This window comes from Sulfurivermis fontis (assembly GCF_004001245.1).
Taxonomy (GTDB): domain Bacteria; phylum Pseudomonadota; class Gammaproteobacteria; order Thiohalomonadales; family Thiohalomonadaceae; genus Sulfurivermis; species Sulfurivermis fontis.
The window spans coordinates 843,057-868,884 of record NZ_AP018724.1; the positions used below are offsets into that span (position 1 = coordinate 843,057).

Genomic DNA, 25,828 nt, shown 5'->3' on the forward strand with positions numbered 1-25,828 from the left:
CGAATTACGGCATTGTGGTCGGCGCCGCAGGTGTGAACAGGGAGTCCACCGCAGGAGACAGTGTTGGGAGACAGGGGTATGGAGATTCGGGTATTGGGTTGCAGCGGCGGCATCGGAGCCAGTCTCCGGACCACGTCTTTCCTGATTGATCAGGATGTGCTGCTGGATGCCGGTAGCGGGTTGGGCGATCTGACGCTGGACGAGATGGCGCACATCCGGCACATCTTTCTTACCCACTCGCACCTCGATCACATTCATGCCATTCCGCTGGTGGTGGATTCGATCTTCGATCGCATCGAGGCTCCGATCCTGATTCATGCATTGCCGGATACCATACGCGCCCTGCAACAGCATGTGTTCAACGGCGTCATCTGGCCGGACTTTACCCGTCTGCCACATCCCGAGCGTCCGGTGTTGCGCTTCGAACCCCTCACCCCCGGCGCTACCATCACCCTGGGACAGCGGCAGTTCGAGATGATCCCGGTGAATCATATCGTGCCTACCGTGGGCTATCGCATCACGACGCCGGACGGGGTGTTTGCCTTCAGCGGCGATACCACCACCAACGATCTCTTCTGGGAGGTCCTCAATGCCGGTCCGCGGCTGGATCTGCTGATCGTCGAGGCGGCCTTCCCCAATTCCGAGCGGGAGCTGTGCCTCATGGCGCGGCATTACTGTCCGGATTTGCTGGCGGAGGACCTGGTCAAGCTGCGCCACCGCCCCCGTATCTGGCTGACCCACGCCAAACCTGGGGCGGAGGAGCGCATCTATCGGGAGGTGCGCACCCTGCTGGCCAACTATGATGTAGGCCATCTCACCGGCGGCGAGCGCTTCACGGTATAATCCCCGCCTCATCCCCCGGCGGGACCATTCCCGCCCGCATTTTGGAATCCGTTGCATGTTTGACAACCTCAGCGAACGGCTGACACGGACGCTGCGTACCCTGCGCGGCGCCGGTCGCCTCACCGAAGACAACATCAAGGATACCCTGCGCGAGGTGCGCATGGCCCTGCTGGAGGCCGACGTGGCCCTGCCGGTGGTGCGCGACTTCATCGAGCAGGTACGCGTGCGCGCCGTCGGCCAGGAGGTGATGTCCAGTCTCACCCCCGGCCAGGTGCTGGTGAAGGTCGTTCACGGCGAGTTGGTGCGCCTGATGGGCGCCTCCCAGTCCACGCTCAATCTCAACGTGCGCCCGCCTGCCGTGGTGCTGATGGCCGGCCTGCAGGGTTCCGGCAAGACCACCACCGTGGGCAAGCTGGCGCGCTGGCTGAAGGAGAGCCAGGGCAAGAAGGTGCTGGTGGTCAGCGCCGACATCTATCGCCCGGCGGCCATCCAGCAGCTCAAGACCCTGGCCGGCGAGGTCGGGGTGGAATTCTTCCCCAGCGAAACCACCCAGGACCCGGCGGACATCGGCCGCGCGGCGGTGGACTATGCCCGCAAACACTATCTCGACGTGGTCATCGTCGATACCGCCGGCCGCCTGCACATCGATGCCGACATGATGGCGGAGATCCAGCGCCTGCATAAGGCGCTGGAGCCGGCCGAGACCCTGTTCGTGGTGGACAGCATGACCGGTCAGGACGCCGCCAACACCGCCAAGGCCTTCGGCGATGCCCTGCCGCTCACGGGCGTGGTGCTGACCAAGACCGACGGCGATGCCCGCGGCGGTGCCGCCCTGTCGGTGCGCCAGATCACCGGCAAGCCCATCAAGTTTCTCGGCGTGGGCGAGAAGACCACCGCCCTGGAGCCGTTCCATCCCGACCGTATCGCCTCACGCATCCTCGGCATGGGCGACGTGCTGTCCCTGGTGGAGGAGGTGCAGGCCAAGGTCGACCGCGAGCAGGCGGAGAAACTGGCCAAGAAGATCAGCAAGGGCAAGGGCTTCGACCTGGCCGATTTCCGCGACCAGTTGCGGCAGATGCAGAATATGGGCGGCGTGGCCAGCCTGCTGGACAAGCTGCCGGGCATGGGACAGGTGCCGGCGGCGGTGAAGAATCAGGTGAATGACAAGGAATTCAAGCGCCTGGAGGCGATCATCAATTCCATGACGCCGCAGGAGCGCCGGCATCCCGACCTCATCAAAGGGTCGCGCAAGCGCCGCATCGCCGACGGTTCCGGCACCCAGGTGCAGGACGTCAACCGCCTGCTCAAGCAGTTTGCCCAGATGCAGAAAATGATGAAAAAGATGTCCGGCGGCGGCATGGCCAAGATGATGCGCGCCCTCAAGGGGCGTATGCCGCCGGGAATGCCCTTTTAGAATCAATAAGGTACGAGATACGAGATACGAGATACGAGGTACAAGGTGCGAGGGCCCGGGGTGCGCTCCGCGCGCGCCACAGGAATCAAAGCCGCCCGCGTAGCGGGCGCCTTCCCCTGTATCGCGTACCTTTTCCCTCGTACCTGTTCTTTTTTTTTATCGTCTGGCATAGAATATGCGGCTTTCTGCCGTGGGCCGCTGAAGTCAGCGGCCCCGTTTGTTTGTGTACACGAGGATTTTTTACACAATGGTCACTATCCGCATGGCACGTGGCGGCGCCAAGAAGCGCCCCTTCTATCACATCGTCGTCACCGACAGCCGCAACCGTCGTGACGGCCGCTTCATCGAGCGTCTGGGCTTTTTCAATCCCATCGCTGCGGCGAACGAGGAGAAGATGCGCATCAACCGCGAGCGCGTCGACTACTGGCTGTCGCAGGGCGCTCAGGCGTCCGAGCGCGTTGCCAGCCTGCTGAAGCAGAGCGCCTGATTCCAACTCGCCATCGACCGAGGGCCGCACGGCCTGTGCGCTGATGGTTGAGTCCGGACAGGGCAAGCCGATCGTGGTGGGCCGCATTGCCGGCCTGTTCGGTGTGCGCGGCTGGGTGAAGGTTTTCTCCCATACCCAGCCGCTGGACAACATACTCCGTTACAGCCCCTGGCTGGTGCTGCGTGATGGCCAGTGGCTGCCGATGAAGCCCCTGGCCGGACGCATCCACGGCAAGGGCATCGTTGCCCACCTCGAGGGTTGTGATGACCGTGATGCCGCGGCAGCCCTGGTGGGGAGTGACATCGCCATCGTCCGCAGCCAACTGCCGCGGGCGGCGGCGGACGAGGTTTACTGGGCCGATCTGATCGGCCTGAAGGTGGTAACGCTGGAAGGCGTCGAACTGGGGGTGGTCGACCACCTGCTGGAAACCGGCGCCAACGACGTGGTGGTGGTGCGCGGCGAACGCGAGCGCCTGCTGCCTTATGTGGATCAGGTGATACGCGAGGTGGACCTGCACGGCGGCCTGTTGCGGGTCGACTGGGATCCCGAGTTCTGATGCGCATCGACGTCGTCACCCTGTTCCCGCCGATGTTCGACGCCCTGACGGAGCACGGCGTGACCGGGCGGGCGGTAAGGCGGGAGATATTGCAGTTGGCGTTGTGGAATCCGCGCGATTTCACCTACGACAACCACCGCACCGTTGACGACCGTCCCTATGGCGGCGGTCCCGGCATGGTGATGCTGGCGCAGCCGCTGCACGAAGCGGTGCAGGCGGCACGGGCGGCGGACCCCGAGCCGGCCCACGTGGTGTATCTGTCGCCCCAGGGGCGGCGGCTGGATCAGGCGGGCGTGGAGCAGTTGGCGCAGCGCCGCCGCCTCCTGTTGGTGGCCGGCCGCTACGAAGGCATCGACGAACGCTTCATCGAGGCCGAAGTGGATGAGGAGTGGTCCATCGGTGACTATGTCCTCTCCGGTGGCGAGCTGGCGGCGATGGTGCTGATCGACGCGGTGGCGCGGTTGCTGCCCGGCGTGCTGGGCCACGAGTCCTCAGCCGCGCAGGACTCCTTTGTCGGCGGCCTGCTGGACTGCCCGCACTACACCCGTCCCGAGGTGTGGGAGGGCCGGGCGGTGCCGGAGGTGCTGCTGTCCGGCGACCACGCCGCCATCGCCCGCTGGCGCGAACAGCAGGCCCTGGGACGCACCTGGCTGCGCCGGCCAGACCTGCTGGCGCGCCTGGAGTTGAGCAGGGAACAGCAGAAATTGTTGGCCGATTTTATCGGCGGGCATGAACAAAATTGATTCTATGTGTATAATGCGGCGGATTTTTCCGGAGAACGTGTCATGAGCAACATCATCGAGCAACTTGAAGCCGAACAGATGAACCGCGAGGTGCCGGAATTCGGCGCCGGCGATACCGTCGTGGTGCAGGTGAAGGTGAAGGAAGGCAACCGCGAGCGTCTGCAGGCGTTCGAGGGTGTGGTGATTGCCAAGCGCAATCGCGGCCTGAACTCCGCGTTCACCGTGCGCAAGCTGTCCCATGGCGAGGGTGTGGAGCGTGTGTTCCAGACCTACAGCCCGGCCATCGCTTCCATCGAAGTGAAGCGCCGTGGCGACGTCAGCCGCGCCAAGCTCTACTACCTGCGCGGCCGTACCGGCAAGTCGGCCCGTATCAAAGAGAAGCTGTAAGCTGCACCGTCCTGCCCGCAAGGTGCGGGGCAGGGGCTACCGTGATGGTGCCATGGCTGTGCTGATGAAAAGCGGCTGCCACCCTCGGGGGGGCAGCCGCTTTTTGTATTGCTTGTTCCTGTTGCCGCTGCTGGCCGTGTCCCCGGTCGGGGCGAACTCGCTGGCGCAGCTGGAGGATCTGGCGGCGGGCGGGGCGCCGCGCCTGGCGCTGGCGCTGTTGGAACAACAGCAGCCGGCCTGGCAAGATGATGCCGCCGGCTGGATGGCGTGGGAGCGTCACCGTGTCCAGCTGCTTGCCGCCGGTGCCGACTGGCAGGCGTTGCATGATCGTACTGCGCAACTCCCCGCCGATATTCCCGCTGACTTTTCCCGCTGGGCGCAGACGTGGCGCGCCCGTGCCCTCGTCGAATTGGGACAGGGTGAAGCGGCCCGTCGCCTGCTGCGTTCCCTGCTGTGGGGAGGCAACGGCACGGCCCTCGAAGTGACTGCCTGGCGCCGCCTGGTGATCCAGAGTTACCGCGCCGATGGCCGCGGTGACGACGCCTATGCGGCCATGTTGCGCTACCGGCATGACTACGGCCGCGGCGGTCAGGAAGATGCCCTGCTCGGCGCCCAGGTGCTGCTGGGGCAGGGGCGTGCCGCCGATGCGGTAGAGGCCCTGCAGGGCCTGGAGTTGCGCGAGGCCCGCCCCTTGCTGCTGCTGGCGCGGCTGCGCAGCGGACAGTGGGAGGCACGGCGCGTCCAGCGCGAGGCCCGCGCCCTGTTGCAGGAGAAGGGGTTACCGTTGGCCTTGCGTCAGCAGGCCGAGGCCGTTGCCGCCGAGGCGGCGCAGGGGGCGGCCGACCCGGCTGCCCAGGCCATCGCCCTGGAGCAGGTGTTTTCCCGTCTCCGCCAGGTTCCCCTGGACCGCGAGCTGTTCAAGCTGACGGCCGATGCGCTGTGGGAGGCCTATCTGGCCTACGCGCGCCAGGTGGGCAACCGCGAGCAGTTGCTGATCGGTGATGACCCGGCTTGGCTGGCCAAGGCCCAGGCGGCTGGGCGTATGTACCCCATCCGTGTCCGTTCCATCTATGCCCTGCTGGCTCTGCACGCTGCCAGCGACTCCATGCGCCAGCAGGCCCATGCGGCCCTGGTGCAGAACCTATTGGAGCAGGAGGGGGGCACGGAGCTGGTATACCAGCTTTACCTGTCCAGTGCGCGCTACGCCGAGGCCGGCAGCATTCCCGAAACGGTACGCCGGACACTGCTCGATCCGGTGATTGCTGCCGGCGATCTGCCACTGGCGGCACGTCTGATGGCCGGCCTGGACGAGCCGCCGCCGGGCATCGACCGGGTGATGTGGCGGCTGCGTCAGGCGCGGGTGCTGCTGCTGGGCGGGGACTACGCCGAGTCCGGCAAAATTCTGCATCAACTGGTTGCCAACAGTGCCGAACTGTCGCGACCGGAGCTGGATCGCCTGATTCAGGTGCTGTTCGATCTGCAGACGGTCGGCGAGCATGATGCCGCCTATCGCCTGTTCGAGGCCCTGCAGGGGCAGGTGACAGAGGTGCAGCTCAAGCGCGAGCTGTGGTACTGGATGGCCGACTCGCGGCTGGCGCAGGAGCGGCCGCTGGAGGCCGCGGCACTGTATCTGCGTTCGGCCATGGTGCCGCAACCGCTGTCAATGGATCCATGGGGGCAGACGGCGCGCTACCAGGCCGCCCAGGCCTTGGCCAAAGCCGGGTTGGTCGCCGATGCCCGCAACCTCTACGAGGACCTCTTGCGCACCACGGAGGACGCGGGACGGAAAGCGGTGTTGCGACGCGAACTGCAGCAGCTGCTGTTGGTACGGTCGCCATGATCGGGCCGTGGTCCGCCGTGGTGGTCACGCCGCTGCCGGAGGGCTGGCGTTTCGGCATACGCTGCAGAGGCGGCATGGTGTGTGAAACCGCATTTCTCCCGGTGGACACGCCGTTGCAGGTGCCGCAGGATGACTGTTCCCGCGGTGCCGTGACGGCGGTACAGGCATATTTTGCGTCCCCCCGCATAGCTCTTGCGCTGCCGCTGGCGGCAGGAGGCACGCCTTTCCAACAGCGGGTCTGGCAGGCCCTGCAGGCCATCCCCCCGGGACGGCCATGCAGTTACGGCGCGCTGGCCGCGCAACTCGGCAGCAGTGCCCGCGCCGTGGCCGCGGCCTGCCGCGCCAACCCGATTCCCCTGCTGATTCCATGCCACCGCGTGGTGGCTGCCCAGGGCCCTGGCGGTTACATGGGGGCTACCGCTGGCGCGCCGCTGCGGCTGAAACAATGGCTGCTCGATCATGAAGCGGCCGGCTGAACAATCCTCTCTGCCGTTGCTGGAACGCTTTCTCGACGCGCTCTGGATGGAGCGCGGCCTGAGTGACCATACCCTGGCGGCCTATCGGCGCGATCTGCAGGGATTGGCACGCTGGTTGGAGCAGCAGGCGGGGCCGCCTTTGGAGGGCGTATCGCGGCAGGATTTGCTCGGCTATCTGCACAGCCGTGTCACCGCCGGGGCGCAGCCACGCACCACGGCACGTCTGTTGTCCAGCCTGCGCCGCTTCTACCGTTACCTGGTGCGTGAGCAGGTGCTTACCGAGGATCCCAGTGCCCGCATCGACAGTCCCAAGCTGGGGCGTGGTCTGCCCAAGGCGCTGACCGAGGCGGAGGTAGAGGCGTTGTTGGCGGCGCCGGATATCGAAGATCCCCTGGGGTTGCGCGATCGCGCCATGCTGGAGGTGCTCTACGCCAGCGGCCTGCGCGTGTCGGAACTGGTGAGCCTGGAGATCTACCGTGTCAGCCTGCAGCAGGGGGTGGTGCGTATCCTGGGCAAAGGCAGCAAGGAGCGCCTGGTGCCGCTGGGCGAGGAGGCGGTGAGCTGGTTGGAGCGCTATCTGACCGTGGCGCGGCCGCAACTGGTGCAGGGGCAGGCGACGGCCGCCCTGTTTCCCACCCGGCGCGGCGAGGCGATGACGCGGCAGGCCTTCTGGTACTTGATCAAACGCTACGCCCGCCAGGCCGGCATCACTTCGCACCTGTCGCCGCACACCCTGCGCCACGCCTTTGCCACCCATCTGCTCAACCATGGGGCCGACCTGCGTGTGGTGCAGATGCTGCTGGGGCACAGCAGCCTGTCTACCACCCAGATCTATACCCATGTCGCCCGCGAGCGCCTGAAGGCCCTGCACGCCCGACATCATCCGCGCGGCTGATTGGGCTATCATGACCTTTGGAAAAGGTGGGAGTCTGGAGCTGTAGCGATGCTGGAAGTCGAGCGTATCAAGGTTGATGTCAATGCTCTCAAGCACGGCATGTATGTGGCCGAGCTGGATCGGCCATGGTTGGGGACGCCGTTTCTGTTTCAGGGTTTTCCCATCACCAAGGATGAGGAGATTGCCCAACTGCAGGCCTGTTGCAAGTTCGTGTTTGTCGATGCCACCCAGTCGGTCGGCTGGGAGCCGGACATGCGCCTGTTGCGGCGCATGGACGAGTATCTGGTGCTGGAGCAGCCCGAAGAGGAGACGTCTGCGGCACACCCGACACCACGTTTCACTACCCAGCGCGTCAATGTGGCCGCCGAGCCACGACAGGGCTGGAAGCAGGAGACAGGTTCGTTCCTAAGTGTGTTGCAGCGTGCGCGCGAGACTTATGGTCGCACCCATGACTATATCAGACAGGTGCTGGAGGATGTGCGTCTGGGGCGCTCCATAGACCCGGCAGAGGCCAAGCAGGTGGTCAACGAGCTGGTCGAGTCCATCATGGCCAATGAAAGCGCCCTGGTGTGGCTCACCATGCTCAAGCACCGCGATGAATACACCTCGCAGCACAGTATCAATGTCTGCGTCATGAGTCTGGTGTTCGGCCGTCATCTGGGTCTGAGCGAGCAGGACCTGCGCGAACTGGGGCACGGTGCCCTGCTGCACGATATCGGCAAGATGAAGGTGCCGTTGGAGATTCTCAACAAGACAACCCGGCTGACCGATGACGAGATGGTGGAGTTGAAACGTCATGCCGGTTATGGTTACGAGCTGCTCAAGGACAGCGAACACATCAGCGAGCGGGCGCTGGATATCGTCCGCTCCCATCACGAGCGGGTGGATGGCAGCGGCTATCCGCGTGGACTCAAGGCGGCGGAGATCGGGCAGTTCCCGATGATCGTCTCGGTGGTGGATGTCTACGATGCCATCACCTCGGATCGTGTTTACCACATGGGCATTTCTCCCCATGAGGCGCTCAACCTGATGTATGGCTGGACGCCGAACAGCTTCCTGCGCGACATGGTCGAGTCCTTCATCAAATGTCTCGGCATCTATCCCATCGGCAGCATCGTCGAGCTGGAGACCGGCGAGGTGGGTGTGGTGATGACCATGAATCTGGCGCAGCGCATGCGTCCCATCATCACCCTGGTGCTGGATGCGGAGAAGCGCCCCTATCCGGTACGTAAGCTGCTCAATCTGGCCCACTATGCCAACGACAACTGGCCGATGAACATAAAGCGGATTTTGCAGTCTCATGCCTATGGCATCGATGTACGCAGCCTGGTGCTGGAGGGGGCGACGGAAGAAGTGGCGGCTGCCGGCTGAGGCAGCCATTGTTCGAGTTGTATAGAGCGAGGAATCCATGCCGTCTTTCGACATTGTTTCAGAAATTGACAAACACGAACTGGCCAACGCCGTCGACCAGACCAACCGTGAAGTGGATAACCGCTTCGATTTCAAGGGCTCCGGCGCCAAGGTCGAACAGGAAGCCGAAGCGCTGGTGCTGCAGGCGCAGAACGATTTCCAGATCAAGCAGATGAAGGAAATCCTCTACCAGCGTCTAGCCAAGCGTGGCATCGATATCAAGTGCCTGCAGGAGGATGACATCGAAACGTCCAACATGCGCTGCCGCCAGCGTATCAAGGTACGCCAGGGCATCGACAAGGAGCTGGCCAAGGAGATCGTCAAACGTATCAAAGACAGTAAGATCAAGGTGCAGGCGGCGGTGCAGGGTGAGCAGGTGCGTGTCACCGGCAAGAAGCGCGATGACTTGCAGGAGGTCATTGCCCTGCTGCGTGGCGCGGAACTCGACATGCCGCTGCAGTTCAACAATTTCCGCGACTGATTACATCACAGGTAGCTCCAATGTCTCGCAACTTATTTCTGGTCTTTCTTTCCCTGTTTTTTGCCGGCGTAGCGCCGCTGCACGCCGAGGATGCCGTACTGGTCAAGCTGCGTGCCGTGGCCGCCGGGTTGCTGCCGGGGCAGCAGGTCGATTCCATCACTCCGTCGCCGGTCGCCGGCCTGTACCAGATCGCCTATGGCCCGCGTCTGTTTTACATTTCCGCCGATGGTCGCCACCTGATCAGCGGTGATATGTTCGACCTGCAACAGGATGCCAATCTGACCGAGGAGTGGCGCGCCAAGGCGCGCGCGGCGGCTCTGGAGGCCAACAAGGGTTCGATGATCCTGTACCCGGCCAAGGGCAAGGCCAGGCATACCGTGACGGTGTTTACCGATATCGATTGCTCCTACTGCCGCAAGATGCACGGCGGCATCAAGCAGATGAACGACCTCGGCATCACCGTGCGCTATCTCGCCTTCCCGCGTGCCGGCATTCCCTCACCGTCCTATGACAAGCTCGCCTCGGTGTGGTGTGCCGCCGATCGCAACAAGGCGATGGACCTGGCGAAAAATGAAGACAAGGTGGATCGCAACGTGTGTGCCGGCAATCCGGTGGCCGAGCATCTGGCCCTGGGGCGCTCGTTCGGCGTGAATGCCACGCCCACCCTGGTGCTCGACGACGGTAGGGTGATCCCCGGTTACCTGCCCCCGGAGCAGCTGGCGCAGGAACTGGACCGATTGCGCCAGGCCAGGAGGTAACAGCCAAGCGAGAAAAAAGCACGGGGCCTTGCGGCCCCGTGCTTCTTTCCCGGTTCCGGTAGTTGTCTCAATGCATCGCCGTGAACATCAGGCGGCGGTAGCGGTTCACCAGATCCCCTTGGCCACCGAGCAGATCGAATATCTGCAGCATGCCCTTGCGGCCGGCATCGTCACCCCAGCTTCGATCGCGGCGCAGCAGTTCCAGCAGTTGCTCCAGTGCCCCCTCCGGATCGCCGGCCAGTACCAGGCGGGCCGCCAGCTGGTAGCGCGCCTGGCTGTCCTGCGGATTGGCGGTCAACATCTGTTGCAGCGTGTCGATATCCGGTGCCCCGGTGGCGGCCGCGGTGAAGCTGAGGCGCGCACGCAGTGCCTCGGCCTGTGGCGACAGGGCCACATCGGCAGGCAGGCTGGCGAGCAACTGGCTGGCTTCGTCGGTGTTGCCGCCGATGGCGAGCAGTTCCGCCAGCATCAGCTGGGCGCGCCTGTCCTCCGGAATCTCCCGCATCACCTGACGCAGGATGGCTTCCGCCTGTACGGTATCACCGCTCTGCCAGGCCTGTTCCGCGGCGGCGAGGTACTTGTCCGCCGGCTGCTCCATGTGTTTGTCGAGGAAGGCTCGCACCTGTGATTCCGGCAGGGCCCCGCTGAACTCGTCGACGATGCGGCCGTCGCGGATCAGTTTCACGGTGGGCACGCTGCGCACGCCGAACTGATTGGCCAGGGCCTGCTGTTCGTCGATATTGACCTTGGCGAGCAGGAACCGGCCCTGATATTCCGCCGCCAGTTTTTCCACGATGGGCAGCAGTGCCTTGCATGGCTGGCACCAGGCGGCCCAAAAATCCACCAGAACAGGTACTTGCATGGAGCGATCGACCACGGCGGCGAAATTTTCGGCGGTGACTTCAATGATGTGTGCGCTGTTGCTCATGGGATGGAATACCTTCGTGTCGGAGTGAAACGCAGGGTGAGTGATCTAGGGCGGTTTCAGTCGATTTCAACGGTTTGCCGCGTCGCGGTGAACAGCAGCAGCGTGCGCACTGCCTTGTCCGGCCACAGTCGGCGCACCCCCTTGGCGTACCAGGCCATCTGTGCGGCGTAAGGAGCCGCCAGCTCGGACAGGCTGCCGGTGACGGCCTGACGGTGGGTTTTGTAATCGACGATCACCACGGCGGTATCGGTCAGCACCAGGCGATCGATCAGACCATATACGGTGCAGCCGGCATGGTCGTAATGCAGCGGTACCTCGTTCCAGGCCTCCCGGTAGCAGGCAGGATCGAACAGGTGGCGCAGCGGCGGTGCGCTCAGCACATCCTGCGCCTCCTGCCACCAGGCGATGAATTCGTCGTCATCGGCCGGGTATTGCAGCTCGGCGGCGACGTGGGCGCGCACCTGGTTGGCGTCGCCCCCGGCGCTGAGCAGTTCCAGCATGCGGTGGATGGCGATGCCGCGCAGACGGCCATCCTCGTCACTGCCGTCGCCGCCCGTGTGCTGCACGCTGCGGCTGGGGGCGATCTCGCGTGTCAGCGGCAGCACCTGGAGCACCTGGCGCAATGCCGCGGGCGGCAGCGGCGCGGCGGTCTGCACCGTGGCAGTGGCCGCTGCCGCGGCACAGGGCATGGTATTGGATGTGATGGGTTCTGCGACTGCCTGCTGCAACACGCCGTACCAGCCCAGATCATTGCCCTGGTTGGGGCGACAGCCGGTGATATACAGCAATTGTCTGGCGCGGGTCAGCGCCACGTACAGCAGATTGGCGGCCTCTCGCTGTTCCGCCCGCTGTTCCTCCGCCAATTGTTGGCGCGTAAAGGCATCCTGCTGGTCTTTTCTGCCCACCAGCAGGATGTGTTGCGGTGCCTCCGCCTCGGCCGGCCAGCCCACCTGGGCATGCCAGGCACGGTCGTTGCCGCCGCTGGCGGTGGCATCGGCGAGAAACACCACCGGCGCCTCCAGCCCCTTGGCGGCATGGATGGTCAGCAGGCGCACGCGGTCGGTGGCGCTTTCCGCCGGCGCCTCGTCCGGTGCCTCGCCCTGTTCGCGCATCTCGCCGAGGCGGGCGAGGAAACGGGTCAGGCTGGGGTAGCGGCCGTGGTCGATTTCCAGCGCCAGTTCGATGAAGCGCGTGAGATTGGCGCGCAGGCGTGTGCGCAGATGCGACGGGAAGGCCGCCTCGTAGCGGGCGATGACGTTGCCTTCGCTGTACACCTTGTCGAGCAGGTCGTGGATCGGCAATGCACCGGCCAGACCATGCCAGCGGCCCAGGCAATCGGCGGCGCGGCGCAGCGGCGTGCCTGCCGCCGCTTCGACTTGCAGCAGGCGCTCGAACCAGGCGCCGCGCTGGCCCTGGGCGAGGGTGATCAGATCGGCGTCGCTGCAGGCGAACAGCGGTGAGCGCAGCACCTGGGCCAGGGCCAGGTTGTTGTAGGGTGTGATGAGCGTTTCCAGCAGCCGCACCATGTCGTCCACTTCCGGGCTGTCGAGCAGGGTGCCGCGATCGGTGCCGAGATAAGGGATGCCCGCCTCACGCAAGGCCTGTTCATAGGCGTGCACGTGGGTGCGCTTGCGCACCAGCAGCATCACATCGCCGTAACGCAGGGGGCGCGCCGTATCGGCATGGCCGATCAGGGTGCCGCCCTGCAGCAGCGTGGTGATGGTGCGGGCGATCTGGCGGCCCTCCTCCAGGTGACGCTGATCTTCAACAATGACACGGGGTTCGTGCAGTGGATTGCGCAGCGTCGTGCGCGGTACAGCCGCCTCGGGTTCGGGCGACTCGATCAGCGGCAGCACCTCCACCCGGCCCCACAACGCCTGGTGGTGGGTGTCGTGCGGCGTGAAATCATCCAGCACGCCGGCCAGCGGGCCGCCGGCGCCGAACACCCGGTTGACGCATTCCATGATTGCCGGCGCGGAGCGGTAGGAAACGTGCAGCGGATAGGCGGCGGCGTTCAGGTGCTGTTGCAGCCAGCGATGCGCGGCGTGGAACAGGCGCGGCTCGGCGCGGCGGAAGCGGTAGATGGACTGCTTGCCGTCGCCGACCAGAAACACGCTGCGCGCCCGCTCGCCGGTGCCGGCCGCCATTTCCTGCAGCAGCGGCAGCAGCAGGCGCCATTGCGTCGGATTGGTGTCCTGGAACTCGTCCACCAGCAGGTGATCGATGCGCTGGTCCAGCTTGTATTGCACCCAGTGCGCGTTGTCGGCCGCGGTGAGCAGACGGTAGGCGCGCCACTCCAGATCGGTGAAGTCGAGCAGGCGCTGCTCTTCCTTGAGGCGCTGGTAGTGCTCCAGCAGGCGGCTGCCGGCACGATACCAGGCGGCGTGCATCATCAGCGTCTGTTGCGCGGCGAGGGCATCGTGCACCCGCGCCAATTGCGCGCACATCAGGGCATGCAGTTCCAGAAAGCGGGCTTCGCCGGCGGCACCCATTTTCTTCTCCTGCGTGTCCATATGTTTGCGCGCCAGAGGTTCGCCATCCTTCTTGAGAAACACGGCACGTGCTTGCTGGTAGCGCAGCAGCGGATCGGCATCCGGAGCAAGGATGTCGCTGAAGCGTTCGACGTGTTCGGCATTGGTCTTGGTGGCATGCAGCGCCAGCAGATCGCGGAACTCGGTCAGCAGGGCCAGGTTCTGCGAGGTGAACAACTCCGCCCGCGGATCGCTGTCGGGGTCCACCTGCAGCAGCTCCCGCAACCGCGCCGTGGCGTGGCCACAGGCATCATCATGGCCGGTGGTGAAGGCCCACCAGTCGCTGCGGTGATCGAGAAAACTGTTCAGGGCGGCGGTGACGTTGCTCTGGCCGCCGCACAGCTCCAGCAGCAGGGACAGATCGCGGGCCGTTTGCGCATCGTTGGCCGCGCTGGCCTCGCTTACCAGCGCCTCCCAGGCGGCGGCGCGCAGTTCGCCGCTCTTTTCAGTCAGTTCGAAGCCGGGCGGCACGTCGGCCTCCAGCGGAAAGCGGCGCAGGATATCCTGACAAAAGGCGTGGAAGGTGGTGGTGCGCAGGGGCCGCCCGGCGTGCAGCAGTTCTTCGTACAGGCGGCGCGCCCGCGCCCGTGTCTCTGCCGTCGGGGTGATGTGCATGGTGTGCAGTTCTTCGGCCAGTGCGTTGTCGTCAAGGGCAGCCAGGCGCAGCAGGCGTTCGGCGAGGCGGGTCTGCATCTCCGCCGCCGCCTTGCGCGTGAAGGTGATGGCGAGAATGCTGTCGGGTGCGGCGCCCTCGAACAGCAGGCGCGTCAGGCGAGTTACCAGCAGCCAGGTCTTGCCGGTGCCGGCGGAGGCCATGACGGTGGCGTTGACCGTCGGATCGCTGGGATGGTGTGTCGTAGGTTCGGTCATGGCGTCACTGCGGTGCGGAAATTTGTAGGAATTTTCTGAAAGCGCTGTAAGCGTGCCTGCGGCAAGGTTGTGGCCGCACGGCGATCACTTGCGCTGCCGTGTGCTGCAAGTGCTTGTCGACAAGACGTTTGTTTGCGCGGGGGGAAAAAATTGTTGCGTGGCAGATTGCAAATCTGTGAGAGGCATCGCGCTTGTCGGGGTGGGGGGCTCTGCTACCATTACATCCGTGCATGGCGCAGGAGCCGAACGCATGGACCACAGGAGAACCTTCGCACGGATGTGAAGGAGGCAGGATGCCACACGTAGGGACACCCAGGGCGGCCGCGAGGCCGCCCTTATTTTTTTGTCTTGTCGTGATTCCGCTCATTGTGCCGTGACCTCTTCGTCACAGGCCGCGCGCCGGCACACGCCGGCCATGTCGCACCGCCGGCAGGTACGGCTGTCGCCCCAGGCGGGGAGGGGGCGGCCGGCGGCGATTTCCTCGTACAGAGTGCGCAGGCGCTGGGCGTTGGCGTCGCGCAGCGCCGTCAGTTCCGCAGCGCTCAGGGTCGCCCGGGCGCTGACATTTTCCCCATCGAGCGCCACGTACTCGGCCTGCGCGATGGCCTCGTCGCTGAGCAGGGCGTAGAAGGGTAGCTGCACCGCCTCGCCTTCATGCACCTCCGCGTCCTTTGGCACGGTGCCGGTCTTGTAGTCGACGATGCCGTGGCCATCGGGGCCGCGGTCGAGACGATCGATGCGTCCCTTCAGCGTCAGCCCCGGCAGCCAGTCTTCGCGTCGCAGGGTGAGCTCGGCCTGATGCACGCGCCAACCCTGTTGCTCCCGTTCCAGTTCCCACTTGATGTAGCGCGGGATGACCGCCTGCCAGCGCAGCAACCAGCCGCGGTGCAGCAGGTTGCCGGCGACGTCGTCGGCGAACACCTGTTCGGCGATATCGCGCAGCAGGGCCTCCGCCTCGTCGCGGTTGGCTGCGGTGATGACGCGGCCGAAGGGGCCGGGCAGGCCGGGGAGGCCGTGGTGAAAGGCTTGCAGCGCGCGGTGCACGCGTTCGCCGTAATCGGCCTTTTCCAGCGCCTCGCGGATCGCCTCGGGTGGGGCGAGGCCGAGGGCGCGGGCGGCGAAGAAACGGTAAGGGCAATCGATGAGCTGCTGATAGCCGCTGGCCGACAGGGTCTTGGGCAGCAGGGCGGCCGGCAGGGTGGGCCGCGCCAACCCCGGCGGCGTGGGCAGGGCCGGGGTGTCGCAGAGGAACACCTCTGTCTGCGCATCGCCGGTCCAGGCGGCAAGTTGCGGATCGCTCAGAGCAGCGTTCCATGCCAGGTGATGGAAGGCGCGCAAGGCCTCCACCCAGGGGCTGGGCAGGACATCTTCGCCATCCTGTTGGCGGCGCAGGGTGAGCGTTACGTGCGGTGCCGCCTCCAGCAGGCGGCGGAACTGGAGCAGCCGCTCGTGGCACCGTTCCTCGGCCGTGGGTAGGCCGAGTTCGCGGCGCACCGCCTCGTTGAAGAAGGGCGATGGCGTCGGTGCGCCGGGCAGGTATTCGCGTTCGGCACCGGCGATGATGATGGCGTCCCAGTGGCCCAGGCGGCTCTGCTCCAGGCCCATCAACTGCACCCGGCTGCCGCTCACCGGCGGACGGAAGTTGTAGCGTTCCAGGGTGCGGCTCAGCCAGGCGCGGAACTCGCTCCAGGCCAGCGGCGGGGTGTCCTGCTCCACGGCGGCGGCCATCGCCGCCAATTCCTGCAACAGGCGTGCACCGGCGGCGTCCGCCGCGAAGCTGGCGGCGAGACCGAGCCGGCGCAGGCTTTCGTCGAGGGCGGCGAGCAGGCGATCGGGACGTTGCGGATAGGCCGACAGCAGGCGCAGCGGGGTGGCGGCATATTCGAGATGATCGAGCAGGGCGGCGATACGCTCCAGTTCCGGCGCCATCTCGGCCGGCAGCAGGAGCTGGCGCTCGCGCAACTGCTGGCGATAACGCGCCAGGCTGCGGCCGATGTTGCCCTGCAACACCACGCCCTGCTCCAGGCGGTAGACGTCGTTGAGGCGCGTGGCGCGCTCTGCGCCGGTAAACACGAAAGGCGACTTGAGCAGGTCGAGCATGGCCTGGTAGGGGAAGTCCTCTTCCACGCATTGCAGCCAACGTTCCAGCGCGGCGGCGGCGCTGGTGGTGGACAGGGCCCAGCCGGCGGCGTCCTGCACCGCCACCTCGGCGCGCTCCAGCAGGGCGCGCACGCGGCGGGCGAGGCGACGGTTTTCGGTGATCACCGCCACGCTGTCGCAACCGTCCAGCAGCCGCAGCCGTACCTGTAACTCCACCGCGCGCGCCTCCTGCTCGGCGCCGTCGGCGGCATGAATGACGAGGCGGCCGGCGGCGGGCGATACCGGATGGGCGGCGGCGAAGGCGTGGGCGCGCTCGGCCAGCGGGTGCGCCTGCGGCCACAGCGCCTGGTTCAGGAAGGCGGCATAGGGCGAGTCGGTCTTGGCCGGTTCGGTTTGCTGTTCCACGGCCCGCACGGCCGGGTGCTGCCGCAGCGCGGCCAACCACTCCGCCTCGGCGCGGTTGGCGGGACGGAAGCCCGCCAGATAGAGCGGACCGTCGATGTGTTCCAGGCTGGCGGCGAGACGCAGCAGGGTGGCAGCGGGCCGATCGATCACGCCACGGGCCTCCATCTGCTGATGCCAGGCCTGCCACAGGGTGTGCACCACGCGCGCCTCCAGGGCAAGGGCGCCGAGGGCATGGCTGTCCGGGCCATAACCGGCGACGAGGCGCCGGCGGAACTCCTCCAGTGTTGGCGGCAGGCCGATGCGATTCAGGGTCAGCTCGTCGAACAGGTCGAGCAGGCTGTCGGCCAGGGACCACAGGTTGCCGTGACCGAACATCTGGCGCTGGTCGCGCAGGGCCTCCACCAGCAAGAGTTCACGGCCATAGTCGCTGATGACGCTGTGCCCGGGTGCGAAGCCGGCGAGCCAGTCGCCCAGGGTCAGGAGGCGTGGACCGAGCAGGGCACGGTGACCGCGTGCCGCGGCGCCGGCCAGCAACAGGCGGCGCAGACGCGGCGCCGTCTCCTGTGCCGGCAACAGCACGGTCACGCCGGCCAGCAGCGGCAGCTGTCCGGCCTGCTCGGCGAGGATACGGTCGGCCAGGGCGGCGAGGGGATCGGCGGCGGTGGAGAGTGGGGGCAAGGCGTCCATGGCCGCATGTTACCGCGTTGGGGGCATGGGTTGTGATAACCTGTGGTCGCGGTAGCAGACAGACTTATCGCAACAAATCGTCAGGGGTGCGCGATGAGAACAACAATAACCTGCCTTGTCGGCCTGCTGGCGTGGGCGACTGCCGTCATGGCGGCGGAGCCGCGTCCCCTCGCCATCGGCTTTGCCCAGGACACCCTGGCCAACGACTGGCGCCTGGCCCAGGCCGAGGGGCTGAAGGCGGCCCTGGCGGGCCAGTCCGGGGTTACCCTCACCATTACCGACGGTCACGGTGAAACGGCGCGCCAGATCCGTGACATCGAGGATTTGGTATACGCCAAGGTAGATGTGCTCGTCGCCAGCCCGCGCGACGGCGCGGCCATGACCCCGGTATTGTCGCGGGCCTATCGCAGCGGCATCCCGGTGGTGCTGCTGACACGACGTATCAGCACCGATGACTACACCAGTTTCATCGCCCCGGACGATGCCGCCATCGCGCGGCGCGCGGCCCGCTACATGGCGGCACAGCTCAAGGGCGAGGGCCGCATCCTGATGTTGCAGGGCGTGCCCACCGCCACCACCGCCATCGCCCGCACCGAGGCCTTCCTGGAGGAGTTGAAACAACATCCGGGGGTGCAGGTCAGCGCCGTCAAACCCGCCAATTACCTGCGGGCCGATGCCATCCGCGCCGTCGAGGAAGCCGTGCGCGAGGGTGTGCCCTTCGACGCCATCTATGCCCAGAGCGACAGCATGGCGGCCGGCGCGCGCATCGCCCTGCGCAAGGCGGGGCGCGACCCGGCCAGGTTGATCATCGTCGGTATCGACTATATCGCCGAGGCGCGCGAGGCGATCCGCCGCGGCGAACAGACCGCCAGCTTTACCTATCCCACCTGTGCCGCCGAGGCTGCCAGGGTCGTGCTGGCCATCGGCCGTGGCGAGAAGGTGCCGAAGCGTGTGGTGGTGGAGTCCATCATGGTTACGCGCGACAACGTCGAACAGGTCGCACCGATTTTCTAGGAATCATCCATGGCCTTCATCTACGGCATCAAATTCCGTCTGCAGTTGCTACTGTTGTCGTCCATTGTCCTGGTGCTTGCGGTGGTGGGCATCGCCTTGTCGCACCTGATCGAGCGGTTTCATATCACCACCGCACAGCAGCAGTTCGGCAAGGTATTCACTACTGTCGACGCCGATTTGCGGCTGCGCGAGATGCACTTGCAGAACAACGTACGTGCCCTGGTGCAGCGTGATGACCTTATCGCTGCGGTCAACATGATTCACCAGTACGCCACGGTGGAAGACTACCAGCCGTTGATCTACGACGTGGAGAAGCAGCGCCTGGCCGACATGCTGCGCAACCAGGCGCGTGCCGGCGAGGTAGGGCAGATCGCCGTCTATGATGGCCGCGGCGACCTGCTGGCCTTCTTCTCCACCGCCGATGCGGCGGTGAGCGGTTTCGTGTCGTGGGAGGCAGGGGCCCCGGTGGTCTACCTGCGTGATGATGCCGGTGAAGGCACATGGCAGCGCGGCTCATTGCCGCAGACACTGGAGCTGCAGCGCGATGCCGATGACCTGTCGGCGACCATGGCCTATCGGCGCGATATGCGCGGCTTTGTGCAGGAAACCGTGCAGCCGGTGTTGCGCACTTATGCCGACGGCAGCCGGTTCACCGTCGGCCTGGTGAGTGCCACCAACTTTTTCCGCCAGGACTTCGTCGCCGCCATACAGCAACGCAGCGGAGTGGATTTTGCCGTGTTGTTCGACGACGGTGCCCGCCTGGGTGGTTTGCACACGATCCTGGTGACGCAGCTCGATGCCGTGCCGCTGTTGCGCCGCGCCGGGGAGACGGTGCGGGTTGACCTGGCGCACGACGACTACTTCCTGGCGGCGCGCCTGTTGCCCCTGGCGCGTCAGGCGCGGGCCTATCTGGTCGCCGCGGTGGAAAAGACGGTGGTGCAGGGCGAGATCCGCCGTACGCAATGGGCGCTGCTGGGGGTGTTGGCGCTGTCGGCGCTGGTGATCATGCCGGTGGGCACCTGGCTGGCGAACCGCACCATCTCCCGCCCGGTGGACCATCTGGTGGATGGCGCCGAGGCCATCGAGCGCGGCGATTACGGGCGCCGCGTCGAGGTGACGAGTCGTGACGAGCTGGGGCGCCTGGGCCGCGCCTTCAACGGCATGGCCGCTGCGGTGCAGAGCCGCGAGCAGGCGCTGCGCGACAGTGAACGGCTGTATCGCCTGCTGGTGGACAATCTGCCGCAGCGGGTATTCTACAAGGATACCGAGCTGAACTATGTCTCCTGCAATCGCCAGTATGCCGATGACCTGGGTGTCACCACGGAGGCGATCACCGGCAAGAGCGATTTCGATTTCTATCCCGCTGAGCTGGCCGAGGCCTACCGCACTGTCGATCGTCAGGTCATCGCCAGCGGCGAACTGGATGAGCGCGAGGAACCCTACGTCAAGGATGGCGAGACCCGCTATATCCATACCGTGAAGACACCGCTGCGGGATGAGGGGGGGCGTACCCTCGGCCTGCTTGGCATCTTCTGGGACGTGACTGCGCAGCGCGAGGTCGAGGCACAACTGCGCCAGGCGGCGGCGGTGTTCGAGAGCACGGCCGAGGGCGTGATGATCATCGGTGTCGATGGCCGCATCGTCGCCGTGAACAACGCCTTCGTGGCCATCACCGGCTATAGCCAGGACGAGGCGCAAGGCGAGACCATCGCCCTGCTGCACGCCGATGCCGAAGGTGACACCCTGTTCCAGGGCGTGTGGCCGCAGGTGCACCAGACCGGCCAGTGGCAGGGCGAGGCGCGGGCACGGCGCAAGAATGGCGAAAGCTTCCCGCTGTGGATCACCGTCAGTGCGGTGCGCGACGAGCGCGGCGCGGTGACCCACTATGTGCTGGTGTTCACCGACATCACCGTGCTGAAACGCTCGCAGCAGCAGCTCGATCACCTGGCCCATCATGACCCGCTCACCGACCTGCCCAACCGCGTGCTGTTCAACATGCGCCTGACCCATGCGCTGTCCCACGCGCGACGCAATGGTCAGCGCGTCGGCGTGCTGTTCCTCGACCTGGATCGCTTCAAGGACGTCAATGATACGCTGGGCCATCCGGTGGGCGACGCCCTGTTGCAGCAGGTGGCGCAGCGTTTCCAGCAACGCATGCGCGAGACCGACACCATCGCCCGTACCGGCGGCGACGAATTCATCGTCATTGTCGAGGATGTGGCCGCCGCCAGCGATCTGGCGCAGGTGGCGCAGAAGCTGCTGGATGTATTCCAGGAGACCTTCCACGTCGGCGGTTCCGACATCCACCTCGGTGCCAGCATCGGCATCAGCCTGTTCCCCGACGATGGCGATGACGCCGAGACCCTGGTGAAGAATGCCGACATCGCCATGTATCGTGCCAAGGAGCGCGGCCGCAACATTTACCAGTTCTATACCGCGGCGCTCACCGCCAATGCGCTGGAGCGCTTCCAGCTCGAGGTGGCGTTGCGCCAGGCGCTGGAGCGCGAGGAGATGGTGCTGTATTTCCAGCCCAAGGTGAACCTCGCCGACGGCAAGACCTATGCGGTGGAGGCATTGCTGCGCTGGCGCCATCCCGAACTCGGGCTGGTGGCGCCGGATCGTTTCATCGGCCTGGCGGAGGAGACCGGCCTCATTCAGCCCATCGGTGTCTGGGTGTTGCGCAGCGCCTGCCGGCAGATGAAGCAGTGGCTCGACATGGGCCTGCCGCTGGAGCATGTGGCGGTGAACCTGTCCGGTGTGCAGATCCTGCGTGGCGGCATCGTCACCACGGTGTGGCAGGTGCTGCAGGAGACCGGCCTGGCGCCGCAGCACCTCGAACTGGAGATCACCGAAAGCGTCATCATGGGGCACGCCGAGGAGACCATCCGCGTACTGGACGAGCTGCGTGACATCGGCGTCAGTCTGGCCATCGACGACTTCGGCACCGGCTACTCCTCGCTCAGCTACCTGAAGCGTTTCCCCATCGACACCCTCAAGGTGGATCGCTCCTTCGTGCGCGATATCCCCAACGACGCCAACGATGCCGCCATCATCCGTGCCGTCATCGCCCTGGGCCGCAGCCTGCAACTGAATATCGTGGCCGAGGGCGTGGAGACCGTGGAACAGCAGGCCTTCCTGTTGCAGGAGGGCTGTACCACCGCCCAGGGCTACCTGTTCAGCAAACCGGTGCCGGGCAACTGGATCACCGAGACCCTGCAGAAGCGGCGTTGAGACCTTGACGGCGCGACGGGTGACCGTCGCGCCCTGTGCGTCCGGTCACACAATTCCCTTGCGGCGTTTAAGGAAACCTTAAGCCGCCCCTCCCTACGCTATTCCCCACACTGCGATGGGAGGGAATGGCAATGGGAATCCCGGTTACCGAACTGAATCCCCACGGGGCACATCTGGAGCTGCTGCCGGCCGGCTCTGGCGGGCGGGTCGAGCTGGAAGCCTTCGTTCACGACACCTACGCCCGCGCCTACGGCGCCGATGTACGCGAATTCATGCCGCTGCTCATCGCCCTGCGCACGCAGGCGGGTGAGCCACTGGCGGTGATGGGCGTGCGCAGCGCGGCGCAGGAGCCGCTGTTCCTGGAACAGTACCTCGATGCCCCGGTGGAGCAGGTCATCCACAGCCGCGGCGGCTGCGCGGTGCGGCGCGAGCGGGTGGTGGAGCTGGGCAACCTGGCGGTGGCCCACGCCGGCGCGGCGCGCTGGATGATCGTGGCGCTGAATGCCTTTCTGCGCGGTGCCGGGGTGGAGTGGGTGGCCCTCACCGCGGTACCGGCGCTGCGCAACGCCTTTGCCCACGTCGGCATCGACCTGACCGAGCTGGCGCAGGCGGACGGCGCGCGCCTGGGCGCGGCGCGCGCGCGCTGGGGGCGCTACTACGACAGCAAGCCGGTGGTCCTGGCCGGCGACGTGGCGCAGGGCTTCGAGCGCCTGCAGCGGGCCATGCAGCTGGAGCACGCCTGCGCCCTGCTGCGCGGCCTGTGGGAACAGTCGCTGGCGGACGGCCGCCTGGCGAGGGCCTGGCGATGAGCGCGGTGCTCGCCGCCGTGGCACGTCACGCCGTGCAGACGCCGACCGCCCCGGCGGTGCAGGGCGGTGGTGTGACGCTGGACTACGCCACCCTGGCGCGGCGGGTGGAGGTCGCGGCCGCGCAGCTGCGTCAGGCCGGTATCCGTGTCCTCGGTCTGGCACTGGACAATGCGCCGGCCTGGGCGGTGATCGACCTGGCGGCGCAGCGCGCCGGCGTGGTACTGCTGCCGCTGCCGTCCTTCTTTTCGCCCGCGCAGCTGCGCCACGCCCTGGAGGGCAGCGGCGCCGATGCGGTGCTGTGCGAAGACGCCGTCATGGGGGCGTTGCTGCCGTGGCAACACAAACAACCCTTCAATGTGGCCGGGTGTGATCTGCATCTGTTCACCCGTAAGGTGCCGGAGGCCCCGGCACTGCCGGCCGGCACCGCCAAGATCACCTACACCTCCGGCACCACCGGCCAGCCCAAGGGCGTGTGCCTGGCACAGGTGGCGATGGATGCGGTGGCCGCCTCGCTGGCCGAGGTCAGCGGCGCCCGGGCCGGCGATCGCCATCTCGCCTGCCTGCCCCTGCCGACCCTGCTGGAAAACATCGGCGGCCTGTATGCCCCGCTGCTGCTCGGTGCCTGCAGCGTGCTCGCGCCGCTCTCCGCGGTCGGCCTGAGTGGGGCCAGCGGTCTGGACCCGCGCCGCCTGTATGCCGCCCTGCGCGAGCAGCGCGCCAACAGCGCGATCCTGGTGCCGGCGCAGTTACAGGGGCTGCTGGCCGTGCTTACCGCCGGCGTCCCGCCGCTGACCGACATGCGCTATCTGGCGGTGGGCGGCGCCGCCGTGTCGCCACGCCTGTTGGAGGAAGCGGCCGGCTGCGGCCTGCCGGTGTACCAGGGCTACGGCCTCAGCGAGTGTGCCTCGGTGGTGGCGGTCAACAGCGCCGGCGCCAACCGTCTCGGCGCGGTGGGCAAGCCTTTGCCCCATGTACAACTGGAATTCGCCGCCGACGGCGAGATCCGCATCGGCGGCGCCGTTTTCCTCGGTTATCTCGGCGGTGAAGCTGCCGGCGACGGTCTGTGGGACAGCGGCGACCTCGGCTACCTGGATGCCGACGGCTTCCTCCACCTCACCGGGCGCAAGAAGAACATGTTCATCACCGCCTTCGGCCGCAACGTCGCGCCGGAATGGGTGGAGGCGGAGCTGACGCGCCACCGCGCCATTCCGCAGGCGGCGGTGTTCGGCGAGGCACGGCCGTGGAATGCCGCCGTGATCGCCTCCGCTGCATCCGACAGCGAAATCGACGCCGCCATCGCCGCGGCCAACGCCGAGCTGCCCGACTATGCCCGCATCCGGCGCTGGCTGCGCGCGGCAACGCCTTTCACCCCGGCCAACGGCCAGGCCACCGCCAACGGGCGGCCGCGCCGGCAGGCCATCCTGGACGCCTACGGCGCCCGCCTCGACGCCCTTTATGCAACCACTGTCAAGGAGGTAACGGCATGAGCTTCTTCCAACAACTGGTGAGCGCCACTGAAAACGAGCGCAACGAACTGCTGGCCATTCCGCTGATCAACGATGCCCTGCGCGGTGCGGTGTCGCACGACAGCTATCTGGCCTTCCTCGCCGAGGCCTATCACCACGTCAAGCACACGGTGCCGCTCTTGATGGCCTGCGGCGCGCGCCTGCCGGAACGGCTGGAGTGGCTGCGCGAGGCGATTGCCCATTACATCGACGAGGAGAAGGGCCATCACGAGTGGATCCTCAACGATATCCGTCATGCCGGCGGCGACGACAATGCCGTGCGCCACGGCCAGGCGTCCCACGCCACCGACGTGATGGTGGCCTACGCCTACGACACGGTGATGCGCCGCAACCCGGTCGGCTTCTTCGGCATGGTGCTGGTGCTGGAAGGGACCAGCGTGGCGCTGGCGCTCAATGCCGCAGCGGCGATCAAGCAGTCGCTCGGCCTGTCCGACAAGTGCTTCTCCTACCTCACCTCGCACGGCGAGCTGGACAAGAGCCACGTCGGCTTTTACGAGGAACTGATGGACCGGCTGGACGACCCCGACGATCGCGCCGCGGTGATCCACTGTGCCCGCGCCATGTACCGCCTGTACGGCGACATCTTCCGCAACCTGCCGCACGCACCGCGCAAGGAGGCCGCATGAATCTCGAAGGCTGTCGCATCCTGCTGACCGGCGCCAGCGGCGGCCTCGGCTCCGCCATCGCCGAATCCCTCGCCGCGCGCGGCGCGCGCCTGGCTCTGGCCGGCCGCCGCCGTGATGCCCTCGATACGGTGGCGCGCCGCCTGCGCAGCATGCCGGCCCAGGCGCACATCATCGAAGGTGATATCACCGATGCCGCCCAGCGCCGGGAGATGGTCGAGTCGGCGCGCGCGCAACTGGGCGGCATCGACGTGCTGATCAACAACGCCGGCGCGCTGGAGTTCACCCTGTTCGCCGAGCAGGACCCGGCCACCATCGAACGCATCGTGCAGACCAACCTGCTCGGCCCGATGCTGCTGACGCGGGAGGTGTTGCCGCACCTGCTGGTGCAGGGCGAGGGGCGCGTGGTCAACATCGGCTCCACCTTCGGCACCATCGGCTTTGCCTGCTTCACCAGCTATTCGGCCAGCAAGTTCGGTCTGCGCGGCTTTTCCGAGGCGCTGCGCCGCGAGCTGGACGGCAGCGGCGTCGGCGTCACCTATGTCGCGCCGCGCGCCGCCCGAACCGCCATCAACAACGGCACGGTGATGGCCATGGCGCGCGAGGTGAAGATGAACATGGACCCGCCCGAGGTGGTGGCGCAGGCCGTGGTGCGTGCATTACAGCAGGATCGCGACGAGGCCTATGTCGGTTTTCCGGAATCCTTCTTCGCCCGCCTCAATGCGCTGCTGCCGCGCCTGGTGGATCGCGCCCTGCGCGGCCAGAACGCCGTCATGCGCCGTTACGCACAAAGCTGAAAATACGCCACAAGGAG

Annotated in this window: 21 protein-coding genes; 18 read left to right on the top strand and 3 right to left on the bottom strand. The window is 66.2% G+C overall.

Features of this window, described 5'->3' with window-relative positions; genetic code table 11:
• Positions 1-78: 78 nt before the first annotated feature.
• From EP379_RS04395 to EP379_RS04450, 12 genes are all read left to right on the top strand, one after another.
• Positions 79-843: an MBL fold metallo-hydrolase gene (locus EP379_RS04395; RefSeq protein ID WP_127476245.1), complete on the top strand. Its 765-nt coding sequence runs from the start codon at positions 79-81 to the stop codon at positions 841-843.
• A 55-nt stretch (positions 844-898) separates the two neighbouring features.
• Positions 899-2,257 carry a signal recognition particle protein gene (gene ffh / locus EP379_RS04400; protein WP_127476248.1) on the top strand — a complete coding sequence of 453 codons (1,359 nt, stop codon included), beginning with the start codon at positions 899-901 and terminating at the stop codon, positions 2,255-2,257.
• A gap of 247 nt (positions 2,258-2,504) precedes the next feature.
• Complete coding sequence (gene rpsP, locus EP379_RS04405) at positions 2,505-2,744, top strand: 30S ribosomal protein S16 (protein WP_127476250.1); 240 nt, start codon at positions 2,505-2,507, stop codon at positions 2,742-2,744.
• 43 nt (positions 2,745-2,787) lie between these two features.
• Positions 2,788-3,300, top strand: a complete 513-nt coding sequence (gene rimM / locus EP379_RS04410) for a ribosome maturation factor RimM (protein ID WP_127476253.1) — start codon at positions 2,788-2,790, stop codon at positions 3,298-3,300.
• Complete coding sequence (gene trmD / locus EP379_RS04415; RefSeq protein WP_127476256.1) at positions 3,300-4,043, top strand: tRNA (guanosine(37)-N1)-methyltransferase TrmD; 744 nt, start codon at positions 3,300-3,302, stop codon at positions 4,041-4,043. The genes rimM and trmD overlap by 1 nt, the downstream gene beginning before the upstream one ends.
• A 42-nt stretch (positions 4,044-4,085) precedes the next feature.
• Positions 4,086-4,430: a 50S ribosomal protein L19 gene (rplS, locus tag EP379_RS04420; RefSeq protein ID WP_127476258.1), complete on the top strand. Its 345-nt coding sequence runs from the start codon at positions 4,086-4,088 to the stop codon at positions 4,428-4,430.
• Positions 4,431-4,533: 103 nt separating this feature from the next.
• Positions 4,534-6,270 (top strand): hypothetical protein, encoded by a 1,737-nt coding sequence (locus EP379_RS16475; RefSeq protein WP_127476261.1) that lies wholly within the window; start codon positions 4,534-4,536, stop codon positions 6,268-6,270.
• Positions 6,267-6,746: a methylated-DNA--[protein]-cysteine S-methyltransferase gene (locus tag EP379_RS16480; RefSeq protein ID WP_232023970.1), complete on the top strand. Its 480-nt coding sequence runs from the start codon at positions 6,267-6,269 to the stop codon at positions 6,744-6,746. Before EP379_RS16475 ends, EP379_RS16480 begins: the two co-directional genes overlap by 4 nt.
• The gene (xerD, locus tag EP379_RS04435) at positions 6,730-7,641 is read left to right on the top strand and encodes a site-specific tyrosine recombinase XerD (RefSeq protein ID WP_127476263.1); all 912 of its coding nucleotides are present in this window, start codon (positions 6,730-6,732) and stop codon (positions 7,639-7,641) included. Before EP379_RS16480 ends, xerD begins: the two co-directional genes overlap by 17 nt.
• Positions 7,642-7,689: 48 nt before the next feature.
• Positions 7,690-9,012 carry an HD-GYP domain-containing protein gene (locus EP379_RS04440; protein WP_127476265.1) on the top strand — a complete coding sequence of 441 codons (1,323 nt, stop codon included), beginning with the start codon at positions 7,690-7,692 and terminating at the stop codon, positions 9,010-9,012.
• 37 nt (positions 9,013-9,049) lie between these two features.
• Positions 9,050-9,532 (top strand): YajQ family cyclic di-GMP-binding protein, encoded by a 483-nt coding sequence (locus EP379_RS04445; protein ID WP_127476268.1) that lies wholly within the window; start codon positions 9,050-9,052, stop codon positions 9,530-9,532.
• A gap of 20 nt (positions 9,533-9,552) precedes the next feature.
• The gene (locus EP379_RS04450) at positions 9,553-10,290 is read left to right on the top strand and encodes a thioredoxin fold domain-containing protein (protein ID WP_127476271.1); all 738 of its coding nucleotides are present in this window, start codon (positions 9,553-9,555) and stop codon (positions 10,288-10,290) included.
• Positions 10,291-10,357: 67 nt separating this feature from the next.
• Here EP379_RS04450 and trxA read toward each other — a convergent pair whose 3' ends face one another.
• The 3 genes from trxA to EP379_RS04465 form a co-directional block, all read right to left on the bottom strand.
• Complete coding sequence (gene trxA, locus EP379_RS04455; RefSeq protein ID WP_127476273.1) at positions 10,358-11,218, bottom strand: thioredoxin; 861 nt, start codon at positions 11,216-11,218, stop codon at positions 10,358-10,360.
• Positions 11,219-11,274: 56 nt separating this feature from the next.
• Positions 11,275-14,619, bottom strand: a complete 3,345-nt coding sequence (locus EP379_RS04460) for a UvrD-helicase domain-containing protein (protein ID WP_127476275.1) — start codon at positions 14,617-14,619, stop codon at positions 11,275-11,277.
• A 363-nt stretch (positions 14,620-14,982) separates the two neighbouring features.
• On the bottom strand, positions 14,983-17,811 hold the full coding sequence (locus EP379_RS04465; RefSeq protein WP_127476277.1) for a PD-(D/E)XK nuclease family protein: 2,829 nt from the start codon (positions 17,809-17,811) through the stop codon (positions 14,983-14,985).
• A 93-nt stretch (positions 17,812-17,904) separates the two neighbouring features.
• Between EP379_RS04465 and EP379_RS04470 the strand changes: the two genes are divergently transcribed.
• From EP379_RS04470 to EP379_RS04495, 6 genes are all read left to right on the top strand, one after another.
• Positions 17,905-18,825, top strand: a complete 921-nt coding sequence (locus EP379_RS04470; protein WP_127476279.1) for a substrate-binding domain-containing protein — start codon at positions 17,905-17,907, stop codon at positions 18,823-18,825.
• 9 nt (positions 18,826-18,834) lie between these two features.
• The gene (locus EP379_RS04475; RefSeq protein ID WP_127476281.1) at positions 18,835-22,056 is read left to right on the top strand and encodes an EAL domain-containing protein; all 3,222 of its coding nucleotides are present in this window, start codon (positions 18,835-18,837) and stop codon (positions 22,054-22,056) included.
• Positions 22,057-22,187: 131 nt separating this feature from the next.
• Positions 22,188-22,865: a thermostable hemolysin gene (locus EP379_RS04480; protein ID WP_172600375.1), complete on the top strand. Its 678-nt coding sequence runs from the start codon at positions 22,188-22,190 to the stop codon at positions 22,863-22,865.
• Positions 22,862-24,352, top strand: coding sequence for an AMP-binding protein (locus tag EP379_RS04485; protein WP_127476286.1), 1,491 nt, complete (start codon positions 22,862-22,864; stop codon positions 24,350-24,352). Before EP379_RS04480 ends, EP379_RS04485 begins: the two co-directional genes overlap by 4 nt.
• Positions 24,349-25,017, top strand: a complete 669-nt coding sequence (locus tag EP379_RS04490; RefSeq protein WP_127476288.1) for an iron-containing redox enzyme family protein — start codon at positions 24,349-24,351, stop codon at positions 25,015-25,017. The genes EP379_RS04485 and EP379_RS04490 overlap by 4 nt, the downstream gene beginning before the upstream one ends.
• The gene (locus tag EP379_RS04495; protein WP_127476290.1) at positions 25,014-25,811 is read left to right on the top strand and encodes an SDR family oxidoreductase; all 798 of its coding nucleotides are present in this window, start codon (positions 25,014-25,016) and stop codon (positions 25,809-25,811) included. The genes EP379_RS04490 and EP379_RS04495 overlap by 4 nt, the downstream gene beginning before the upstream one ends.
• Positions 25,812-25,828: the final 17 nt, after the last annotated feature.